This is a genomic window from Roseivirga ehrenbergii (genome assembly GCF_001593005.1).
GTDB lineage: Bacteria > Bacteroidota > Bacteroidia > Cytophagales > Cyclobacteriaceae > Roseivirga > Roseivirga ehrenbergii.
Genome location: NZ_LQZQ01000045.1, coordinates 160248 through 176034, shown reverse-complemented (window position 1 = coordinate 176034; position 15787 = coordinate 160248). Strand labels below are relative to the sequence as shown.

Sequence of the window (15787 nt, the reverse complement as noted above, 5' to 3'; positions counted from 1 at the left end):
TGAGTAAAAGTATAGCCCTTACTTAGCAGGGAAAGGGTTGTTGCTTTATTTCTCAGGCTCTATATCAATCCAAAAATCGACTCAAAGTAAAAAGGGTTAGAGGTTAGCGGCAATTCTATAAAGCTTCACCCTGCCCTTTTCCTCAATTAAATCAAGGCGCCATTGTTTTTCAGCAACGACCTTTTTAAAGGCGGCAAAGTTGGCGGTGTCGTTATACTCTTCATTGAAGTAAGCCTCATTCAGCAGCACATAATCACCAACTTCGATTTGAGAGAAATCCATTTCTGAGAACCAGAGATACTTATCCTCTCCTTGGTGGAAGTTGTAGAAGTAAGGATAGCCATAAGAATTAAGTCCATCAGTAATCACGGTTTGGGCTGCTTTATCTTCCACCAAATATTGCTGTACAATGCTTTGCTCTGCTTTAAAACCTCGATTGCCGGACTTATAAATGGTGTATGCGGGAATCATTAAAAAGCCAAGTACTGTTGCAATCAGAACCGCTTTGGGTTTCAATAATTCGAACCACCGATGCTGAGGCCAGAAAGTAACAGCCGTCATAATAAAAGCGGGAATGAAAAAAGCGATGTGTCGTGTTTCGAGCGGTAGCGGACTATAATACCGCCAGTTGGTAGAAAAGAACCAATAGCTCAGGATTAAAATGAGGCTGGCAATGGGCCAAAATTTATCGGCTTGTTTTAGGTTGAAATCCTTTCGCTTTAAGCCAATTATGGCAGGCAAAGCCAACAGCAGTGGAATAAAATAACCGCCCTTGGTGAAGGTAATCAGCGGTAAATAAGTCAGGCGCTTCCAAAGTAGAGATTCCTTATCGAAGAAGGTTTTTACAGTGGCTACATGGTTGTTGGCAATATTTTCGAAGCGGTACATAAAGCTGCCTTTGGTTTCTAAATACCAAAAACCGTGGAGTAGAAAATAGAAAATACCTAAACTGATGAAGATGCGCCAAAAGCCTTTATTCCTTCTATTAATTCTGTCAGTAATAAAGAGATAGGCCAGCAGCGGCAACAACAGAAACACCGTGGTTTTGATCAGAAATGCACCCAATAAGGCAGTGGCCGTAATAAATCCAGTCAGTCGATAATCTGCTTCATTTTTCAGTACCAAATAATAGCCCACCAGAAATATAAAAATGCAGAACGTTAATGGCAGTTCTGGAAAAAGGTGAATGGCAAAATTGATCATGTGGTAATCACAGAGTATGAGCATTCCACCCAAAAGCCCGATCCAGTAATTCACCCTATTCCCCAAAAAGAAAAAGAGGTTTATAAGACCCAAACCACAAAGCATTGGGAAAATCACCATGCTGTATTCATTAACCCCAAACAGGTCAATAAACCAAGCAGTGGGGTAAATCAGGGCTAATCTACTCGTAAAATGGTTGGTGGTTACTTCAAATCTGCCTTGATTGATTTCATTGGCAAAATTGAGGTAAGTGTAATCGTCCCAAAACGAAAGGCCTTCGTTGGCAAAGAACCAAACCGCTATAAAAAGCAGGTTGATGGCCAACTGAATCCAGCGGTATTGTTGGGGTGAAAAAATTCTCTCTGCCTTCATTCGCAACGAATATAATTGAAATCAAGGCATCTATTCCTATTTTAGTGACCAAACCCGTTATGCACTTATTCTATCAACCCGATATTCCCGCAGGCACTTTGCATTTAGATGACGAAGAGTCGAGACATGTCGTTAAAGTTATGCGCTTAAAATCAGGCGATAGCATTCAACTTACCGATGGCAAAGGCAGTTTTTATACCGCCAACATTACCGAGGCGAACCATAAAAAATGCGCTTTCGAAATTATAAGCAAAGAAGAGGTCAAGCCACATTCCACTTTCAGACATTTGGCCATCGCCCCTACTAAAAACCTGGACCGCACCGAGTGGTTCGTGGAAAAAGCAGTGGAGTTGGGTGTAGACCGAATCTCATTCCTTTTGGGTGACCATTCGGAACGAAAAGTATTGAAGCTGGATAGAATCGTAAAAAAGGCCATTGGTGCCATGAAGCAATCGGGTCAGGCGTTTATGCCGCAACTCGATGAACTGACTTCCATCAAAAACTTTATCAAGCAAGTTCAAACCGACTATAAGTTTATCGCTTATGTGGATTTTGAAAACGAAGCTTTATTGAAAGACAAGCTGGTCGGTTCGGCTTCAAACTTAGTGATGATTGGCCCTGAAGGAGATTTCAGCGAACGCGAAGTGGAGATGGCCTTGGCCGCGGGATTTGTAAAAGTGAGTTTGGGCGCCAACCGTTTACGTACCGAAACGGCTGGTATGGCTGCAGTGCATTTGATGAATTTGGTTTGAAACTCCATATTCAAAATAGCATCTCGACCAACAAAATTGTAAATCGTCAATCTTAATTCTAAATTCACCCATGGCTTTAAATTACATCTGGGTTGCCTTTTTCTTAATCGCCTTTGTGGTCGCGCTCATCAAACTGATCTTCTTTGGTGATACCGAAGTTTTTCCGACAATGATGCAGAGCACCTTTGACATGGCCAAGACTGGTTTCGATCTATCTATAGGCTTAACTGGCGTACTTTGTCTTTGGTTAGGCATCATGAAAATCGGAGAAAAAGGCGGTATTGTGGCCATTGTAGCTAAATTCATTAGCCCCTTGTTTACCAAAATATATCCAGAAATCCCGAAGAACCATCCTGTATTTAGTCCTATGGTCATGAATTTTTCGATGAACTTTTTAGGGCTCGATAATGCCGCCACTCCGCTTGGCCTAAAAGCCATGGACGGATTACAAGAACTTAACCCTAATAAAGACACCGCTTCCAATGCCCAGATTATGTTCTTGGTATTGAACACTTCGGGTTTAACGCTAATTCCTGTTTCCATTATGGCCTACCGGGCACTTGCTGGAGCAGCCAACCCATCTGACATATTCCTTCCAATATTATTGGCTACCTATTTCTCTACTTTGGCTGGACTTATTACCGTATCTATTTATCAGAAAATTAACCTTTTCAACAAAACTGTACTTCTCTATTTAGGTACTTTAACTGCTGGAATCATTGGTTTAATTCTGTATTTCAACACTATTTCTCAAGCTCAAATACAAGTCATTTCAAGCATTTCGAGTAACCTTATATTGTTCAGTATCATCATCTCCTTTATCATTCTCGCTTTAAAGAAGAAGGTTAACGTTTATGAAAGTTTTGTTGAAGGCGCAAAAGAAGGCTTTTCTATTGCTATTAAAATTATCCCCTATTTAGTTGCCATGCTTGTTGCCATAGGCGTGTTTAGAGAATCAGGCACCTTAGATTTAATTACGAATGGCCTGAAGTTTGGCTTTTCATTTATTGGTGTAAATACAGAGTTTATTGACGCACTTCCTACCGCCCTGATGAAACCCTTGAGTGGTAGTGGCTCAAGATCTATGATGGTAGAAACTATGAATACTTTCGGGGCTGATTCATTTGCTGGCCGCCTATCAAGCGTGTTCCAAGGCTCTACCGAAACCACTTTTTATGTACTGGCCGTGTATTTCGGTTCGGTGAATATTAAAAACTCTAGGTATGCGGTTACCGCTGGTCTTATAGCCGACCTTGTGGGCGTAATTGCAGCAATTTTTATCGCTTATCTGTTTTTCTATTGAGGCTGGGAAAACCTATTGCCTTAATTTGGAGTTCAAAGCATTCATTAAACAAACAAAACCATAACCATGAAAAAATCAATCACTACTCTTTTTGCTATTGCGGCCTTATTGGTCACCTTTAACGCGCAAGCACAGAAATTCCCAGGGCCAGATGCAAGCCCAATGGATGCTGCTTATTTTCCTGACGGACAACCATTAGACGAAGTCATGGGCAGGCCAGTAAAAGACCTTAAAATCAAAATTTACTATAGCCGTCCTCAATTGAAAGGCAGAACAATGCTAGGAGAAAAAGCTGCTCCGTTTGGCCAAATGTGGCGTTTAGGGGCTAACGAAGCCAATGAAATCACATTCTACCAGGATGTAACCGTAGGCAATACCAAAGTAAAAGCGGGAACCTATACCCTATTTGCAATTCCTAATACCGACAAATGGACTTTTGTATTGCATAGCAAATTGAACACTTGGGGTAATTACACTTTAAAAGACAGCAAAGAAGTAGCGAGAGTAGATGGCCCAGTTAGCAAGTCTGACGAGCCTATTGAATACCTTTCTATGGTATTTAAAGAAGTGGAAGGCGGTACGCACCTTATGGTAGGCTGGGAAAACACCATTGCCGAAATGCCAATTAAGTGGTAAACAAAACTTAACTAAGAATTGAAAGGCACCGAGAGGTGCTTTTTTTGTGGGGTTTAACGTTTGGCTAAAAAACGTTGCTGGCTCAAAGGGCAGCTATGATTTTTTAGCCCTTGTTGTGTGTTGGCTTTCTTTTTTATTGAATTTCACACCCAGTCTTTCAGCATATTCTGCGATCTGATTATTAGAGCTCCTATGCTTTTTGTTTTCCTCTATTAATATCTTTTCTACTTCCGTTTTATCAAAGGATAAACTTAAATGAACACTAAGAAAAACTGAAACTAATTTGTCGTATTCATTCAAGGGAGAGTTGAATCTTTTTAAGATAATAGATTCTATATTATCAATACCCACTAATTTTTTATCGATCTGAATATTCGGGCTAAGAAGTGTTTTTATTGCCCATGTGCACACTCTATTAAGGTTTTTTGAATCGTCATATTTATTCCATATTTCAAGAAGACTTTTCAGGATATCTACTCGTAAAGTTTCTGAAAAAGTAAATGATTCATTAAACCAAGCAATACTCCACAAAGCCGGAAAGCAAAGGTGTTTATCGTCAGACTTGATAATAGTCAATAATTTTTCAACTATTTCTGTAAAATCATATTGTTTGATTTTAGCATTTTTTGTTTGATTAACATGTAACTTATTTTCAAAACAAAAAATCATTAATCCAAATAATGAAGTGGCCTGTGTTTCTCTGTTTGGGGTTTTGATATCCGCTAATATTGTTTTATGAACTTCCTTTTCGCTCTTTTTTAACTCATTTATGTACACTTCTCCAATTAAACTACCAATAGGGCTTGAGAATTTATCATTGAATTCCTCAAAATATAAATTATGGATTTTATCTTTGAATGCTTCTCTAAATTTACTATTTAGAATAGTTTCTGTCGAAGATTTATCTCGGATTCGATATCTGTTTTTAGAGTACCACTCAATTGCATTATCAAGTAGTTCAGGAGTGATTTGAATTTCATTAGCGATACAGCTTCCTAAAAGCTCGGCAGGTGAAATAGAATTTCTTTTTCTATTTACATGCTGAATATCATCATCTTGCGATATTATGGATAATTCGATTAAATGTTCGATTAACTCTTTTGAATCTCTTCTTAACAAGACTGCAACTAAAGGAATAACTTCTTTCCAACTTTCATCTTCTATGTGGGGTTTGATAATGTCAAGAGTTGATTTTCTGTTTTCGGAAATAGGAAGGAATTTTTCTACAACTGCTTTAGCTGTTAAATGCTCTTGAAAACTGAGATGTAAAAACTCATAAATCTGTACAATTTCACCTGAATCAACTTTTTTGTGCCCCGACATTATTAATAAGCTACTTCTTGACTCAACTCTCTTGATAAAATCAGGTATACTAATCTTGGTATAACCTAAAATATCAGGCATTTGTTTTCGGGCATCTAAAAGACACTTTTTAAGGTCATTTAATGTAATTGTTTGTTCTCCCTTTGAAGTCATCCAAAAGGCTACATATGCTAATTGAGGTTCTGCTTCTTCTATGTCTAATTGCTCATGTCCCTCAACATTCCAAGTAACCATTAGCAGTTTAATCATTTCTTGATATAGAACACTTTTTCTAGTTGGTAGATATCCAGCCCATCTTTTTACAAAAAGTAAGGTTGTCAATAAAAGAGGGTTTTCAGCTAATGTTTTTATTCTATTGTCATTAATAATTATCTTAGCTAGGTTAACAGCTTCTTTTTTAGTTTTCTCTGAATTATCCACTATTTCAGTATGCCACTTTATCGATAAACTTTCAATTTCTTCCGAATTAAGTGGTGACAATTTATAGTTGGCACAATAGTTTGCCAGTATTCCGCCTACAGCTCTAAATCCTGCTTCTCTAGATGTAATTACAATATGAATATTAGGATAGGTAGCTATAAAAGTTCGTAATTGATTTACGAATGAAATCCTATTTCGATCATCAGAGATTTCATCAAGTCCATCTATTAATAAAAGTGCTGTTCCTTTTTGTAGGGAGTTTGAAATGATATTGACAAATGTTTCTGAGCAATCATTTATTTCTGCACGATTTGGGATATTATGAATAATCTCAGTAATACTAGAAGTGACTTTTTCTCCCAATTCTCTACATCTAATAAATATAGGGAACCATTTTTCCTTGGGAAGGTTATCGTCAATAAGTTTTTTTCTAGATGGGAATGCATAAGCAATGGCTAACCGTTTTATTAAGGTTGATTTACCTCCTCCAGGCTTTGCTAGAATGGCTAACCTACTATTCATGTTTAAGATATTACCTATACTGATTCGTTCATCTTCTATAATATCATTAAATTCCTTTTGTTGATTTGATATGATTTCTAAGCTTGGCGTAATGAAAATATTTTCCAACCTTACTTTTACAGAACCAGCATCCTTATCAGTAGGTAACCCTTCAAAATGAATTTCACCGCATTCATTCTCTAAATATTTAAAATATTTCTTTTGTGTTTCTAAAATCTTTGGAAGCTTATCATTATTGCATATAACTTCCAAGTCAGTAAAATTTTTATCTAACTTTTTATCGAGTTTTATAATTTCATCTGAAAGTTCTTTAACTAAAAGCTTTCCTTCAGCATGTACAAAAGCTACATGAGTTGTTCTTTGACCATTCGAATAATATATAGCCCATACCCAGCCTTTATTGTATGCTATCAGGTCTGCTGACATTTCAAGGGTGAGTTCATTGGAGTTAACTGAGGCAACAGCTTTTTCTAAAGGGACTATTATTCTCCCTTTCACCAATTCGTCAATAATTTGTTCTGGTTTTAAAAGAATTAATCTGTCGTTATTATTGTCCAATTCTTGTTCAATTGCAGTTTCTTTATATCCTGAAAGGGAGACGAAATATCCAGTAACATCATAATCTTTGTATAAATCTGATTTAGAGTGCTTTCTTTTTTCAGCATCTAGAGCACCTACAAATTTATTTATATCACTACCTCCAATGGTAGCCTTATGAGCCTTACATTCCGCAATCGCAATTTTATTTTCGATTCTATGTACAGTCTGCAAATCAATTTCTCTTCCTGACTTATGAACATCAAACCTAGGTTCATCATAGCCCAAAGCATGAAAGAGGTCGGACATTAATCGACAAAACAAATCACCTTTTTTATTGTGAGTAAGCTCTAATGCTATTATTTTTCTAAATTTCATATTATTTGTTTTGCTTACACACAACGTTATGTAACGCGCACTTTTATGCACGATATATTTCCAATAGTTAGTAAAAAGTTCTCGTTAGCTACGGAAATAGCTGCGCTATAGGCATCTTTTAACAAGTGCTATTTTAGTGAAATTTATTGATAAAACAGTAATATCCATTGGGCTTTTAACTTTTCCGCTACTTTGAGTTCTTTGCGGTTAAGCCTTCACTGAAATGGATTTATATAAACACTCCCCTAACCCCTCTTAGTAGAGGGAAATAGTACCGTGCTAATTTTAAGCTCCATTAATTCTAAGCAACCACTAAGGCATTCTCTCCTAGAGGAGGGTCAGGGAGGTGACAAAGCACAATGACTCTTATATCAAAGTTCACATCAATCCTGACAGCACCCTTCCGCTTATCCCTTCTATAGTGAGTGTAAAATAAAGCCGTTGTATTTCAGATGCTTTGGGCTTATTATTGGCACAAACAACCTTACATGCATGAAAAAGATTTTTACACTCCTGCTGACCTTCGCTGTTATACAGCTTTCGGGACAGCAGCACAAAGCTGATTTTAAGGCAGCGGAAAAGTTTAGCTCAGATAACTTGAGCAAAATGCTGAAAAGCACGCGCGTTTCTCCGCAGTGGTTTAAAGACAGCGACAAATTTTGGTACACTTACACCACTACTTCTGGAAAGAAATTCTACGTGGTAGACCCAGTGAAGAAAACCAAAACTCAAATGTTCGATAACAAGGACTTTGCAGCACAATTGAGCGAACTTACTCGCAAGCCTTGGAACCACAACGACCTTGATTTAAAGGGTTTGAAATTAGAGGATGACAATACTACACTTAAGTTTATGGTGGACAGTATCGACTACCACTTCAACTTAAATACCAAGGTAATTTCTAAAGGTGATTCTACAGAAAAACGTAAAAAAAGAAACAACTGGGCTTCTTATTCTCCAGACAGTACTTACATCACTTTCGCTAAAAATCATAACCTGTATATGATGATGGCGGACGATGCCGACTCTACCGAAATTCAGCTGACTGAAGATGGCGAAAGATGGTTTAGCTATGCGGGCGATGCTGGTGATACCACAAAAGACAAACGTACAAGAGCGAGAGTAAGATGGTTTGAGGACGAAGCAAAATTCTTCGTTAACCGTTCTGACTCTAGAAAAGTGGAAGAGCTTTTCGTAATCAATGAATTGAACAATCCGAGACCAAAATTAGAGGTTTACAAATATGCCATGCCGGGCGACCAAAATGTTCCGCAAGAGCAATTAGAGATTTTCGATCCAAAAACGAGAGAGCGTATCATCGTTGATATTGACAAATACATTGACCAAACTATTAGTGCATACCTACCGGGAAAAACTTCTGACAAGCTTTTCTTGACCAGAATGAACCGTACGAGCGACACCCTAGACGTGAGCGTTGTAAATACTGCCAATGGTGAGCTGAAAGTGTTATTCCAAGATGTAGACCACCCTTATTTCAACTGGGATTATCAGCAATTAATTATTCTTGAAGAAGGAAAAGAACTGATCTGGTGGTCGGAAAGAACTGGCTTCGGACAGCTTTACCTTTATGATGGCCAAACAGGCGCTTTGAAAAATAAAATCACCAACTCTGGTCACTTTGTAACAGGCCGCGTACAAAGCATTGATACGGTAGGAAGAAAAGTGTATTTCGAAGCTTTTGGTAAAGAAGAAGGTATCGATCCTTATTATTCTTTGATATACAAATCGAATTTTGATGGCACAGGCTTTAAAGCGCTTTCTATCGAAAATGGTAATCATAGAATCAGCATGTCGGAATCTAATAAATTCTACATCGATAATAACTCAGCGGTAGATGTTACGCCAACTTCAACCCTAAAAGACAACAACGGAAACGTAATTATGCAGTTAGAAACTGCTGATTTGAGCTTATTAGAGCAAGCTGGTTGGAAAAAACCTGAGCGCTTTACCATGAAAGCCGATGACGGTATTACCGACCTTTACGGTGTAATGTTCAAGCCTTTCGATTTTGATTCTACACGTCAGTACCCAATCATTTCTTATGTATACCCTGGCCCACAAGTAGAATCATTTACGAATGATTTTACCATTACTGGTGGTTACCAAACCGCCATGGCGCAATTGGGCTTTATTGTAGTAAGTATGGGCCACAGAGGTGGTTCGCCAATGCGTTCTAAATACTACCACACTTACGGATGGCAGAATTTAAGAGATTATGCTTTGGCAGATGATAAGCGTGCTTTAGAGCAATTGGCTGAAAGACACGAGTGGATCGACCTTGATAACGTAGGTATTTTCGGCCACTCAGGTGGTGGATTTATGTCTACTGCGGCTTTGCTTACCTACCCTAATTTCTATACTGCTGCGGCTTCTTCTGCCGGTAACCACGATAACAACATTTATAATAAATGGTGGGGCGAAACGCACAATGGTGTGATCAAAAAGGAGAAAACGAAGAAAGACAAAGATGGTAACGAAACCACCACAGTTACTTGGGATGGAAAGGTAAAAACCAACCAATCTTTGGCCAGTAATTTAAAAGGACATCTTTTACTTACTCACGGTACAATCGACAATAACGTACACCCAGCAAACAGTATGCGTGTAGCTGATGAGTTGATGAAAGAGGGCAAACGTTTCGATTATATGCCAATTCCTGGTTCAAGACATGGTTATGGCAGCAAGAGAAACTACTACGAAAAATTGATGTGGTATTTCTTTGCAGAGCATTTGCTAGGCGATTACAGAAACAATGTTGATATGGATTTACCTGACGGTAATTAATTAGAAATAACCTTTAATGAATATGAAGGCCTGCGAGAAATTGCAGGTCTTTTTTTGTGGTGTTCAAAAGTGAAGAACTCCCCACCATAACCTCCATTGCATCGAGGATGAACAACAAATTGGCTTTTAACCGATACTCAACACTGACTACCCTCCTACCACTAACAACAAATTAATCTCATAATGAGTAGCAGTTCAAACATGAATAAACTATTTTAAAGTGTGAAAAATTTAGCCTTTATCATTTTTAAAGTAGCGCTGTTCACGGTATTGATTGGAAAAGTATTGAATTGGTTTCTAAATTTCAGTGATCAGATAAATCAAATCCTCAATACCAGCATGTTCTGCCTACTAGGTATCGCCTATTTTATTGCTGGATTAGCATGGACAAACAAATGGCTGAAAGGCATATTTATAGCCTGCGGCATCTACTTAGTGGTTATGAATTTCATTGAAAAAAATACTTTTTTGACTGTGATTGGAATTGCCTGTATCTTAAGTCCAATGTTAATCGCTCGCTTTTCACCAGACGAAAAAGAAGAAAACGAATTAACTGAAGGTTAAAATCTACTTATGAAAAACTCGGTCAAAACACTCCTATTTGCATTATTATTTACCTTATCCGCTTGTGGCACTTCCTCAAATAAGGAATCAGAGGCAGAAAATGTAAGTTACGAACTTACCCAGCTAGAAGACAAAGTCTTTATGCTGGATGACGAAACTTCTGTTGATGGAATTTATGCCAAATATGTTGTTGTAGATGGCGTGGGCTATTACAGCTTTTTCAATCGGCCTAATCGACACATCTATTTTTACAATTATAAAACAGGTGAAATCGCCCACAAAATCAAACTTGCCGAAGATGGCCCCAACGAAGTCATCTATCCTTATGGTTTCTTTGAATATTGGGTGCATGATTTTGACAATATTTTTGTCAACACTATGCAGTTTTATTATAAAATCAACAAAGAAGGCGAAGTGCTCAAAAGAGTTAAATCTCATGAAAATTTCTCATTTAGTGACTCCAGACTTTCTTTGGACGCTAGTACAACTTTTAAAGATGGAAAGCTCTACACATCGAATACTTCGTTTGTTACTGCCGAAGGAGACACCAGCTGGTTAAGGGCCAATTATGACTTCGAGAAAGGGGAAGTTGACAAGTATTACTTAGATGAAAGAACCATTATTCCCGACTTTGAAGAAAAAGCTGAGCGAACTAGAGAAATGGCGAAAACTGGAGGCATTACCTCGCTAGGCTTTCTTTTTGCCGGAGACGATCAAAACCTATATGGAACATCTCAAATAAGCGACAGCCTTTACTATTTTGAAAATAGCGAGTTTAAAGAAACCTACTTTGCCGGAGACCCAGAAATTAAATCCACAGACCTCGATGGTTTTTTTATGTTATCCATTGTTACCAGAACGGAAAATAGTGTTTCTATTGGCCCCAACCCTACTCAGCCGCCTCATTTTGTAGGAAATTTGCATACTAGTCCGGACAAACAGATGATTTACAGGGTATTGGTACATGGCACCAAACCTAGAGTTAACCCAGAAACCAATAAAGAAGAACCAAAAGTATTTGGGGCGTCATTGATCGTTTTTGATACCAAAACCAAAAAATCTGGGGTCATCAAATTACCCGAAGAATTAATAGATCAAGTGGCTTTAAACAATGCTTTTGTAACCGAAGAAGGCATCCATTTTTCTTTAAAAGAAGCAAACTCAGAAAGCGAAAAAGTGTATAAAGTTCTTAAGGTGAGTAAACTTTAGCTTTGTTACTTATAGTTATAAAGCGAGCTTATCTACTTCTATTTGCAACTATAACACAATTGCCATTGGTGCAAACTTGATGTAAATTCGAATCAAAAATAATCCTTATGGCAAGACAAAGTATTTCACTTACAGAGCCCAATGATGAATGGTTGAAATCCCAAGTGGATAGTAAAGAGTATGCTAGCAAAAGTGAACTTGTAAACGATTTGATTAGACAGGCCAGAAAGCAACAAAAGCAAATTGATTGGATTGCTACAAAATTGGAAAATGCTGAAAAAAGCGGATTCACAAATGATAATAAAGCCCAGATACTAGCCGAATCAAAGTCATTACTTAATGGCTAATTACAAGTTAAGTAATATAGCTAAAGTGGATTTGATTAGAATTCATCAATATGGTGTAAATAGGTTTGGTATTAGCCAAGCTGATAAATACTTCGATACATTCTTCAAATATTTTGATATGATAACCGAACGTCCACTTTATTTTGAATCAGTTGATTTTATAAGACCAGGTTACAGACTATGCGTTTGTAGTTCGGATAGTATTTACTTCAGAGTAAATAATGGCGTGGTAGAAATCATGACTATTATTGGAAGACAAGATTTTGACAATACTCTTTAATCTAGGGTCACTGCCCATACATCAAAGAATAACCTAAACCGACCATGAAGAAATTAATATCCCTTTTTTGTCTATTAATGCCATCTTTATTGATTGCACAAGAGGTCGACTTTGTCACAAGTTCTAGGTTGGTTTTAGGCATCGACAAGGACAGGTCTGCCTCAATAAGTGCTGGCGATGTAGACAACGATGGTGATGTAGATTTAGTAGTGGCCAACGGCAGGCATTGGCCGCAAGCCAATAAGGTATTCTTTAACAACGGGTTTGGAATATTCACGGTATCAAGATTACTTGACAATATCGAAGAGACCAGTTACGCCACAGAATTGGCTGATTTTGATGGGGATGGAGATTTAGATATAGCAGTGGGCAATGACATGGCGCCAAACACCATTTACCTGAATGATGGAGTTGGAAACTTTTCAAAACTGGGTCATTTTGGTGATTTATATGCACCCACCCGAAACTTAAGAACAACTGATATTGATTCGGATGGCGACATTGATATTCTGATCACGAACAGAGGGAAAGTAAATGAAATATGCCTGAACAATGGCAAAGGAGTTTTTACCCAAACACTCACATTTGGTTCAAACGATGACTCGACTATTGATGTAGATGTAGTCGACATCAATAAGGATGGACATAAAGATTTGATTTTAGCCAATAGAGACGGGCAGCAAAACTTTGTCTATTTAAATGATGGAAAGCTCAATTTTTCTGAGAAAATCCCTTTTGGAAGTGGAGAAGACGAAACCAGATCGGTGGGGGTAATTGATATTGACAATGACGGACACTTGGACATTATTACCGCCAACATTGGAGAAGCTAATGTGATTTACTTTGGTAATGGGAAAATGGATTTCAGCAGAAAAGTAGCCTTTGACAACTCCAATGGAAACTCTTATTCTTTAGATTTTGGCGATATCGATGGAAATGGAAGTATCGATATTGTGGTAGCAAATTCAGGAGAAGCCAACAAAGTCTTCCTCAATTTCGACAATGGGACTTCGTGGAAGGAAATTATGCTCAGAGATGAAAAGCAATCTACTTATGACATCATTCTAGCCGACTTAAATAATGACAAAAGATTGGACATTATTGAAAGCAATTCTGACGGCATTAATTACTTCTACAGAAATACCAAAAAGAAGTAAGAGAATACCTGGTTGATTTGCTATCTAATCAAAATTTAGACTGTTAGACATCCTGGTTATTTTAAGTCTGTAGTTAATTCGGAGCGTCATTGCGAGAAGCAGACTTCGCGGTAGCGAAAGGCTGTGACGCGGCAATCTGTTTGAGGTTTGACTATTTCCGTTCCTTTGATTCTCATCCGCTAAAATTCCTGCGAACGCGGTGCCACTCAGGATGAAAAGGAGTATGCCAATAAGTTACTCATAGGGAGCTTGTAAGTGAAGACTATTACAAGGAACTTAAAGTAAACGGATTGCCGCGTCATGAAACCTTATTAACACAGGTTTCATTTCTCGCAATGACGAAAAAAATGAGCGTTATGCTGAAAATGGGCTACTGCTTTTACCTAGAAAAAAATCTCTTGAGCCAAGCGAAAGGTATTGGCGTGAGCTTCAACAATATGGGCTACTTTTTCGGAATAGCCACCGCCCATGCAAGCCATAATCGGAATATCGTTTTGTTTGCAAGTTTCTAGCACAATCCTATCGCGCTGCTTGCAGCCTTGAAGGGTCATTCCCAAACGTCCTAGCTTGTCGGTCGCCAATACATCTACTCCCGACTGAAAGAAAACGAAATCAGGCTGAACCGTATCCATTAAGGCTTTTAGGTTGGCATCTAATAAGCTCAAATAAGTATTATCATCCGTTCCATCTTTAAGCCCAACATCCAAATCGGATTTTTCTTTGTGCAGTGGATAATTGGCAGCCCCGTGCATACTGAAGGTAAAAATCTTTGGTTCGTTCTCAAATATCTGGGCGGTTCCATTACCTTGATGCACATCCAAATCCACTACTAAAATCTGCTTAGCCAATCCATTATCTAGCAAATCATGGGCAGCAATGGCAATATCATTCAGTAAACAAAAGCCCTCTCCCCTGTCGGTAAACGAATGGTGTGTGCCTCCTGCCATATTCATCGCAATTCCATTTTCTACAGCAAAGCGCGCTGCCATTACCGAACCATGCATAATTACACGTTCCCTTTCCACCAAAGCTGCAGAAAGTGGAAAACCTGTTTTACGTTCTTCTTTTCTGGATAAGGAAAGGTTCTTAAGCTTTTCCCAATAGTCTGCATTATGTGTTCTTACGATGGCCGCTTCACTCAATAACTCAGGGGTGAAAAAATTGCTTTCGGAAATGGTTCCTTCATACAAAAGCTGTTCGGGTAGCAGCGTATACTTTTCCATCGGAAAGCGATGATTCGCTGGTAAAACGTGTGCGTAAATATCTTTCCAGGCTATTTTTAACATACCGCAAAAAGTAAAAACCGAACTAAATTGTTTGTTGCAAAGCTGATAAAAAGGAAAATCCCTAAAAGTCTACCAAGCGACTGTTAGGGATTTTCTATGATTAGTAAAGAATCAATTCTTATTCTTCGTCATCTTCATCGTCCTCATTATCCATTTGGAAAGAGAAGTAGGTTGGGTCAAGTTCCAAGGTATCGTTAGTGAAGTCTTTAATGAATTTCTCAATCACTTCATGTGTGATTTTCTCTACATTCAAGCCTACATCTAAACCTACACCAAAGTCGATATTTTCGTCAATATCTACGTGCTCCTGAACCTTAACAGCATCTTCCTCTTCTAGTTCTTCCATTACTTCGGCCATGTATAGCCCAATTTCTTCTTCCAAATCACCCAATGGAGCGATATCTCCATTTTCGTCTTCTTCATAAGCTATGGCTTTGTACTCAGGGAATTTCTTTGCCGCTTCATGTTCAGCCAACTCATAAATTTCACTGGCATGTTGAATCTTTAAAGTATATAAGGCTACATCATACACAACTTCTTTACCGTCATAGTCGCCTACAAAATTGAAGTTCATATAATCATCAGAATTATCTTCCGACTCGATTACAACATATGAATTTCCTGTGGCCTTTATTTTGGCCTTAAACTTTTCGATTTCCTTTGGATCAAACCCTTGATTTTCCATGGCTACGG

13 protein-coding genes are annotated in these 15787 nt (G+C 38.1%); 9 read left to right on the top strand and 4 right to left on the bottom strand.

The window, feature by feature from the left end:
* Positions 1–96: 96 nt before the first annotated feature.
* Positions 97–1575 (bottom strand): ArnT family glycosyltransferase, encoded by a 1479-nt coding sequence (locus tag MB14_RS10995; RefSeq protein ID WP_062591582.1) that lies wholly within the window; start codon positions 1573–1575, stop codon positions 97–99.
* 59 nt (positions 1576–1634) lie between these two features.
* Here MB14_RS10995 and MB14_RS10990 point away from each other — a divergent pair, with 59 nt between their 5' ends.
* The 3 genes from MB14_RS10990 (at position 1635) to MB14_RS10980 (ending at position 4266) form a co-directional block, all read left to right on the top strand.
* Entirely contained in the window at positions 1635–2327 is a 693-nt protein-coding gene (locus MB14_RS10990) for a 16S rRNA (uracil(1498)-N(3))-methyltransferase (RefSeq protein ID WP_062591581.1), read from the top strand.
* Between the two features lie 70 nt (positions 2328–2397).
* Complete coding sequence (locus tag MB14_RS10985) at positions 2398–3630, top strand: spore maturation protein (RefSeq protein ID WP_062591580.1); 1233 nt, start codon at positions 2398–2400, stop codon at positions 3628–3630.
* A gap of 66 nt (positions 3631–3696) precedes the next feature.
* Positions 3697–4266, top strand: coding sequence for a DUF2911 domain-containing protein (locus tag MB14_RS10980; RefSeq protein ID WP_062591579.1), 570 nt, complete (start codon positions 3697–3699; stop codon positions 4264–4266).
* A gap of 93 nt (positions 4267–4359) precedes the next feature.
* Here MB14_RS10980 and MB14_RS10975 read toward each other — a convergent pair whose 3' ends face one another.
* Positions 4360–7446: an NACHT domain-containing protein gene (locus tag MB14_RS10975; protein WP_084376048.1), complete on the bottom strand. Its 3087-nt coding sequence runs from the start codon at positions 7444–7446 to the stop codon at positions 4360–4362.
* A 492-nt stretch (positions 7447–7938) separates the two neighbouring features.
* Between MB14_RS10975 and MB14_RS10970 the strand changes: the two genes are divergently transcribed.
* The 6 genes from MB14_RS10970 (at position 7939) to MB14_RS10945 (ending at position 13808) form a co-directional block, all read left to right on the top strand.
* Positions 7939–10251 (top strand): S9 family peptidase, encoded by a 2313-nt coding sequence (locus MB14_RS10970; RefSeq protein ID WP_062591577.1) that lies wholly within the window; start codon positions 7939–7941, stop codon positions 10249–10251.
* 222 nt (positions 10252–10473) lie between these two features.
* Entirely contained in the window at positions 10474–10815 is a 342-nt protein-coding gene (locus MB14_RS10965) for a hypothetical protein (protein ID WP_062591576.1), read from the top strand.
* A gap of 9 nt (positions 10816–10824) precedes the next feature.
* Positions 10825–12024: a DUF4221 family protein gene (locus MB14_RS10960; protein WP_062591575.1), complete on the top strand. Its 1200-nt coding sequence runs from the start codon at positions 10825–10827 to the stop codon at positions 12022–12024.
* Positions 12025–12131: 107 nt separating this feature from the next.
* Positions 12132–12371: a ribbon-helix-helix domain-containing protein gene (locus tag MB14_RS10955; RefSeq protein WP_062591574.1), complete on the top strand. Its 240-nt coding sequence runs from the start codon at positions 12132–12134 to the stop codon at positions 12369–12371.
* A complete protein-coding gene (locus MB14_RS10950) occupies positions 12364–12651 on the top strand; it encodes a type II toxin-antitoxin system RelE/ParE family toxin (RefSeq protein ID WP_062591573.1) in 288 nt (95 codons plus the stop codon). The genes MB14_RS10955 and MB14_RS10950 overlap by 8 nt, the downstream gene beginning before the upstream one ends.
* 44 nt (positions 12652–12695) lie before the next feature.
* Positions 12696–13808 (top strand): FG-GAP repeat domain-containing protein, encoded by a 1113-nt coding sequence (locus MB14_RS10945; protein ID WP_221405484.1) that lies wholly within the window; start codon positions 12696–12698, stop codon positions 13806–13808.
* A gap of 383 nt (positions 13809–14191) precedes the next feature.
* Here the strand turns inward: MB14_RS10945 and MB14_RS10940 are convergent, their stop codons facing one another.
* Positions 14192–15094, bottom strand: coding sequence for a histone deacetylase family protein (locus MB14_RS10940; protein ID WP_062591572.1), 903 nt, complete (start codon positions 15092–15094; stop codon positions 14192–14194).
* 118 nt (positions 15095–15212) lie between these two features.
* Entirely contained in the window at positions 15213–15779 is a 567-nt protein-coding gene (locus MB14_RS10935; protein WP_062591571.1) for a hypothetical protein, read from the bottom strand.
* Positions 15780–15787: the final 8 nt, after the last annotated feature.

What these genes read in the sequence shown, in the direction of transcription:
- MB14_RS10995 (WP_062591582.1), bottom strand. Translation starts at nt 1,575, where the DNA reads ATGAAGGCAGAGAGAATTTTTTCACCCCAACAATACCGCTGGATTCAG.
- MB14_RS10990 (WP_062591581.1), top strand. Translation starts at nt 1,635, where the DNA reads ATGCACTTATTCTATCAACCCGATATTCCCGCAGGCACTTTGCATTTA.
- MB14_RS10985 (WP_062591580.1), top strand. Translation starts at nt 2,398, where the DNA reads ATGGCTTTAAATTACATCTGGGTTGCCTTTTTCTTAATCGCCTTTGTG.
- MB14_RS10980 (WP_062591579.1), top strand. Translation starts at nt 3,697, where the DNA reads ATGAAAAAATCAATCACTACTCTTTTTGCTATTGCGGCCTTATTGGTC.
- MB14_RS10975 (WP_084376048.1), bottom strand. Translation starts at nt 7,446, where the DNA reads ATGAAATTTAGAAAAATAATAGCATTAGAGCTTACTCACAATAAAAAA.
- MB14_RS10970 (WP_062591577.1), top strand. Translation starts at nt 7,939, where the DNA reads ATGAAAAAGATTTTTACACTCCTGCTGACCTTCGCTGTTATACAGCTT.
- MB14_RS10960 (WP_062591575.1), top strand. Translation starts at nt 10,825, where the DNA reads ATGAAAAACTCGGTCAAAACACTCCTATTTGCATTATTATTTACCTTA.
- MB14_RS10955 (WP_062591574.1), top strand. Translation starts at nt 12,132, where the DNA reads ATGGCAAGACAAAGTATTTCACTTACAGAGCCCAATGATGAATGGTTG.
- MB14_RS10950 (WP_062591573.1), top strand. Translation starts at nt 12,364, where the DNA reads ATGGCTAATTACAAGTTAAGTAATATAGCTAAAGTGGATTTGATTAGA.
- MB14_RS10945 (WP_221405484.1), top strand. Translation starts at nt 12,696, where the DNA reads ATGAAGAAATTAATATCCCTTTTTTGTCTATTAATGCCATCTTTATTG.
- MB14_RS10940 (WP_062591572.1), bottom strand. Translation starts at nt 15,094, where the DNA reads ATGTTAAAAATAGCCTGGAAAGATATTTACGCACACGTTTTACCAGCG.
- MB14_RS10935 (WP_062591571.1), bottom strand. Translation starts at nt 15,779, where the DNA reads ATGGAAAATCAAGGGTTTGATCCAAAGGAAATCGAAAAGTTTAAGGCC.